Origin of the sequence: Pseudodesulfovibrio sp., from assembly GCF_028692895.1 — a bacterium.
Taxonomy (GTDB): Bacteria; Desulfobacterota; Desulfovibrionia; order Desulfovibrionales; family Desulfovibrionaceae; genus Pseudodesulfovibrio.
On the sequence record NZ_JAQUWN010000118.1, the window covers coordinates 1 to 6,166 of the forward strand.

The window sequence follows — 6,166 nt, forward strand, 5'->3', positions numbered from 1 at the left end:
GACCGCGATGGACGTGAGCAGCCGGGTGGTGATGGGCATGGCGCTTCTCCGTGTTTGCCCGGAGCATAGCCCGCCGTCACCGCCCGGTCAATGCGCGAGACGGATCAGTTGGCTCCCTTCCGCTCCACCGCGTCGAGCAGGGAGTCCAGTTCCCGCTTCCACTTGGGGCCGCCCACGCATTCGGCCAGGTACTCCACGGTGTGCAGGACCCGGTTGGGCCGCTTGAGCTCCATCATGGACCGCTTGATGCCCACCTTGCAGGACGGGCAGCCCACCACCACGGGGCGCGCCTTGTCCGCGTCGAGGTCCGCCGTGAGCTGGATCTTCTTGCGCTCGCGCAGTTTGCCGTAGATGCCGGGGCTGGTCAGCGCGCCCAGGCCGGACTCGCCGCAGCAGCCGGGCGAGAGGTCCACCCGGGTGTCCGTGGCCTTCTCCAGGGCCGAGCGGTAGATCTCGGCCGCCTTGGCCTTGGGCGCGTCCACCCACTCGGCGTGGCAGGAGGCGTGGTAGAGCACGGGCTCGGTGTGGCGCACGGCGGGCAGGCGCTCCAGCAGGAACTGGACCACGTCCTGGTGGTCGAGCGGCTCCACCAGCTCGCCCGAGAAGTCGTGGCTCGAGAGCGACTCGCGGCAGGTGCCGCAGGCCGTGAGCAGGGTGGTGGCCTTGAGCCCGGCCTTGCCGGTCTTGACCAGCAGGTCGAGGAAGGCCTGAACGTTGCGGTGGCGGTTGGTCTTGTACGCCTCCTCGCAGCCCGAGGCGAGCAGCGGGTAGCCGCAGCACATGTGGCGGTCGGGCAGGACCACGTTCACTCCGGCCCGCAGCAGCAGGTAGACCGAGGCCATGCCGATGGAGCGGGAGAAGAGCGAGCCGCCGCAGCCGGGGAAGTAGAGGACCGTCTCGTCGCGGTCCGCGCCGGGGTTCCGGAACACCGAGCCCTGGTCCAGGCGCAGGGCCTCGGACAGGTTGTGGTAGTCCATGTGCGGGGTGCGGCTGGCGATGGGCGACGGGATGCGCGCGAGCCAGCGGGCCGGGACCAGGCCCAGGGTCCTGTCCTGGATGGACTGGCCCACGGAGAGCAGCTTGGCCGTGGTCGGCAGGGAGCCCGCCGGGTTCTTGGCCAGGTTGCGCAGGATGAACTGCTTGACCGGGTGGCCGGACTTGCCCTTGGAGTCCAGGAACGAGCGCATGGACAGGGCGGCCCCGGCCGAGTCGATCTTGACCGGGCAGACGGCCTGGCACTTGCCGCAGGCCGTGCAGTGGTCGATGAGCGAGCGCAGCTCGGCCAGCAGGGCGGGCGAGGGCTCGCCGGTCTGAATCTGGGAGTAGTAGATGCCCTCGATGAGCGCGCCGAAGGCGATGTTCTTGTTGCGCGGGTGGTAGAGCAGCCCTTTGTCGGGATAGTACATGGGGCAGACTTGCTTGCACTTGCCGCAGCGGGTGCAGGTCTGGATGTTGCGAAGGAGCGCCATGAGCGCTTCCTTGTCCCTCAGCGCGGTATTGTCCAGGTCGCCGATGAGCCGGTTGAAGGAGAAGGTGAAGGGCTGGCTGGGCAGTTCGCGCCGGACGAGCTTGCCGGGGTTGAGGACCGCGTTCGGGTCCACCAGCTTCTTGTAGGCGGCCAGGGCCTCGATCTTCTCCTGGTCCAGGAAGGCGATCTTGGTGATGCCGATGCCGTGCTCGCCCGAGACCTCGCCGCCCATGGACTTGACCTTGGCCATGACCTCCTCGGCCGCCTGGTGGGCCGAGGCGAGCATGGCCGCGTCGTTGGAGTTTACCGGCAGGTTGACGTGGCAGTTGCCATCGCCCGCGTGCATGTGGTTGGCGATCTCCACGCGGCGCTGCTTCAGCTCGTGCCAGAGCTCGTTGATCTCGCGGTCGAGCCGGGGATAGGTGTCGCGCAGCTTGAGGAACAGGAAGCGGCACTGCGTCTCCTGCTCGGTCTCGGAAATGTCCCTGGCCGTGATCTCGCCGTCCAGGATGGTCCTGATCCGCCTGCGCGCCTCGGCGATGTCCGGGTCGCGGCCGCTCACGCCGTCCAGGTCTTCCACCTTGAGCAGGGTGTCGCGGTATATCTTGGCCAGGTAGACCAGGTTCAGGGTTTCCAGGTAGTCGGCGAACTCGGGGATGACCGTGAGGGGGATGACCACGTCCTCGTTGACCTTGAAGCCCGAGGTGCGGCGGGCGATGGCCGAGAGCTTGTGCCGGTCCTCCCAGAATATTTCGGCCTCGCGCTCGTTGCGGGCCATGAAGACGTCCACGCCGTCGTAGGGCTGGGCGATGGCCAGGATGGTCTGGCAGGCCGAGGCCAGGGCCGTCTCGTCGTCGGAGTCGAGCTGGAGGATGAGCACGGAGATGGGGTCGCCCTCGTACTGCATGGACTTGGCCTGGTACTCGATGGCCCGGACGTACTTGGCCCCGAACTCCTCCAGGGCCGAAATCTTGACCAGGTCCCCCTCCTCGCGGATGGTGTCGCGCAGGCCGACCACGTCCTTGATGACGTACATGGCGTTCTTCATGGACCGGCCGTAGAACTCCATGCAAAGCACGCGCGAGTGGGCCAGGGTCGGGTGGCAGGTGAAGGTCGCCTCGGTGATGATGCCGTCCACGCCCTCCTTCTGCACGCCGGGCAGCCCGCCCAGGTACTTGTTGGACACGTCCTTGCCCAGCCCCTGGCCGCGGATCTCGTCGCCGCGCAGGGCCACGGTGTCGATGAGCTGGCCGGACTGGTCGAAAATCTCGAAGACGGCGGTCTCGTCGTTGTAGATCTTGTGGCGCGGGTGGTCCTTGCGCCGGACCTCGACGAGCGAGCCGTCGGGCCGGACCATGCGGTAGCGCAGGATGTTGTCGATGGTGGTGCCGTACTCGAAGGCGAAGGGGCCGCCCGCGTTCTCGGCGATGTTGCCGCCCAGGGAGGAGCCCGCCTTGGAGGCCGGGTCCACGGTGAGCAGCAGCCCCTTCTTGGCGGCGGCCTGGATGGCGTTCAGGGTGATGACGCCGGACTGGACGGAGATGGTCCGGTCCGTGGTGTCGATGTCGAGGACCTTCTTGAACCGGGCGAGCGAGAGGATGACGGAGCGCGCCTCGGCCGGGATGGCCCCGCCGGTCAGGCCCGTTCCGCCGCCGCGCGGGATGATGCCGAAGCGCATCTCGTTGGCGAGCCGGACGATATGCTGGATCTGCGCCTCGGTCTCGGGAAAGAGGACGAGCATGGGCAGCTCCATGCGCAGGTCGGTGGCGTCGGTGGCGGACTCGATGCGGCAGCCCGGCTCGCTGCCGATGGCGTCCTCGGGCAGGAAGGCCCCGAGTCGGCGGATGATGTCGTCGCGGAAGGCGAGCTCGTTGTTGTGGCGCTCCCAGAAGAGCTCGATGCCCATGGTCAGGATTTTGGCGAAGGTGCGGTCGATGAGCGGCTTGGACATGTTGAGCCGCCGCTCCACGGAGCTGCGGACCAGCTCGGGATCGATGAAGGGGTTGTAGCGCACCAGGAAGAGTTCGGCGGCCAGGTTGCAGGCGAGCTTTTTGACCTCGTCGGGCCAGTTCTGGTAGCGCTCCATGTCGACCACGCCCAGGGCGCGGGTGATGAGCTGCTCGTCTGAGATGGAAATATGCGGGCCGAGTTGAGCCATGACTATATACTCCAAGGGGCTTGTTTTCGAAGGGGTAGGGAATAAGCCCTTTGTCCCCGAATGGCAAGTATAGGCACGAGGAGCGAAATGGGAAGGGGGCGTTTGCCCTCGCCCCGCATGTGGCGTATCCTCCTCCCCGCGCCGCTTCCGGCGCGAGGGAAACGGAGAGGAGTCTCGCTACGTGCCGATACCGGCCTCCAGCCTTGTCGTCGTCGCCACCGCCCTGGTCGTGGGCGGGGTGTTGCTGTTCTACCGCCCGCTGGCCGGGTCGTCCACCTGGCGGGCCATGGTCACGCCGCTCGCCTCCATCATGGGCAGCGGGTTCCTGGTCTGCGCGCCGCTGCTCTACGCCAACATCGGCAACTGGGCGGTCTGGGCCATGGCCGGGCTGCTCGTCCTGGCCTACGGCGTGGGCGCGGTCATCCGCTTCAACATCCGCTACGGCGAGCCGCTCTTCGAGCGCCATCCGGCCTGCGCGGGCGACCGTTGCGAGCACCGGCTGCACGCGGCCCACGCCGCCGGGGCCCAGCGCGTGGGCTGGCACGACGCCGCCAGCGTGCTGGAAAAGCTCTCCCACATCGCCCTGGCCGGGGCCTACTGCGTCTCGGTCTCCTACTACCTCCAGCTCCTGGCCGGGTTCGGGCTGCACTACTTCGCCGCGCAGAGCCCGTGGGTCGGCAAGGTCCTGGTCACGGCCATCCTGGCGGGCATCGGCGTCACCGGCGCCCTGCGCGGGCTGTCCGGCATCGAGCGGGTGGAGCGCGTGGTGGTGGGCCTCAACCTGGCCATGATCGCCGCGCTCGTGGCCGGGCTGGTCCTCTACAACGCCACGGCCCTGGCGCGCGGGACCTGGAGCCTGGCCGCCCTGCCCGTGGCCGGGGACGCGCCCCGCATCCTGCGCCTGGTCATGGGCATGCTCATCGTGGTCCAGGGGTTCGAGACCTCGCGCTTCCTCGGGTCCGAGCATCCGGCCGGGGAGCGCATCCGGACCATGCGCCTGGCCCAGCTCGTGTCGGCGGGCATCTACGTGGTCTTCCTGGGGCTCATGGCCGTGGTCGTCGGCCACGGCGGGGCGGTGGCGGACACCTCCATCACGGCCATCGTGGGCTACTCGGCCATCGTCGCCCCGGTCCTGCCCCTGCTCCTCACCCTGACCGCCGTGGGCAGTCAGTTCTCGGCCTCCACGGCCGACGACGCGGGCTGCTCCGGCCTGTTGGAGGCGATCCTGCGGGGCCGGATTCCGGCCAAATACAACTACCTGCTGGTCTCGGCCGCGTCCATCTGCCTGACCTGGCTCACCGACGTCTACCAGATCATCAGCCAGGCCTCGCGCGCCTTTGCGCTCTTCTATTTCCTGCAATGCCTGGTGGCGCTCTTCGTTCTGTATTCCGGCAAAGCGGCAGTGGCCCGGCGGGGGATGCGCGCCGCGCTCTTCGCGGCCCTGGCCCTGGTCTGCCTCGGCGTGACCCTCTTCGGCATCCCGGCGGGTTAGCTGGTCGAAGCCGCGTCCCGCCGCCACGGCGCGAAAAAGCCCGGCCCCCCGCGTACATTCCGTACGCGGGGGGCCGGGCTTTTTCGCGTGGTCGGCGCTCTCGCTACATCAGCCCCATGGAGCGCAGCACGGCCGCGATGACGGCCAGGGAGAACAGGTTGAGGACGTTGGTCACCACGGCGATCATGGCGACCTCCTCGGACACGAAGCCGTAGATTTCGGCCACCACGTAGGTGACCAGCGCGGTGGCCGTGCCGCTCTGGATGACGCCCACGGCCAGCCAGGTCCCGGTGACGCCGCACAGCGAGAGCAGGGCCCAGGCCAGGATCGGGTTGAGCACCAGTTTGATGGCGGCCACGGCGGAGATGCGCGGCATACGGCGCTTCCAGTCGCCCGAGAGGCCGACGCGCAGCTTGGCCCGCAGGTCCAGGCCCAGGGCCAGGAGCATGCACGGCGCGGTGGTGTTGCCCACCAGCTCGGCGGCCCTGTCCAGGGGCTTCCACAGCCCGACGCCCGTGGCCCCCAGGGCGAGCCCGGCGAACATGCCCAGCATGAGCGGGTTGAGGAACACGGCCTTGGCCATCTTGCCCACGGCCCCGCCCGACTCCGAGCCCGAGCGCTTGAGGAATTCCATCTCGATCTGGCAGGGCACGAAGACAGCATTGGGGATGATGACGGTCAGCCCGGCCGCGATCATGGCCTCGCGGTTGCCCGGCATCAGGCTGAGGACCACGGGCAGGCCGATGAAGGCCGCGTTGCAGCAGCTCGACGCCATGGCGATGGCGGCCGCCGGTCCGTGGCCGCGCCGCCCCAGGAAGAACTCCCCCGCGTAGGTCAGGCCGTAGATGATGAGCTGGGCGGCGACCAGGGCGGCCCAGAACCCGCCGTGCATGATGTCGTCCACGGACGACCCGGCCAGGATGCGCAGCAGCATGACGGGCAGGGCCACGTAGAGCACGTACGCGCCGATGATCGACCCGGTCTGCCGGGGCAGCACCCCGGCGACGTCCAGGACCACGCCGAAGCCGAGGATGAGGAACAGGGGAAG

The 6,166-nt window shown here is 68.5% G+C and carries 3 protein-coding genes; 1 reads left to right on the top strand and 2 read right to left on the bottom strand.

The window, feature by feature from the left end:
* Positions 1 to 104: 104 nt before the first annotated feature.
* Positions 105 to 3,626 (bottom strand): FAD-binding and (Fe-S)-binding domain-containing protein, encoded by a 3,522-nt coding sequence (locus tag PHP91_RS16895; RefSeq protein WP_300143583.1) that lies wholly within the window; start codon positions 3,624 to 3,626, stop codon positions 105 to 107.
* Between the two features lie 181 nt (positions 3,627 to 3,807).
* On the opposite strand from PHP91_RS16895, the gene PHP91_RS16900 reads away from it, so the two are divergent.
* Positions 3,808 to 5,118, top strand: coding sequence for a hypothetical protein (locus tag PHP91_RS16900; protein ID WP_300143586.1), 1,311 nt, complete (start codon positions 3,808 to 3,810; stop codon positions 5,116 to 5,118).
* 103 nt (positions 5,119 to 5,221) lie between these two features.
* Here the strand turns inward: PHP91_RS16900 and PHP91_RS16905 are convergent.
* Positions 5,222 to 6,166, bottom strand: a 945-nt coding sequence (locus PHP91_RS16905; RefSeq protein ID WP_300143589.1) for an AEC family transporter, incomplete at its 5' end; no start/stop codon positions are given.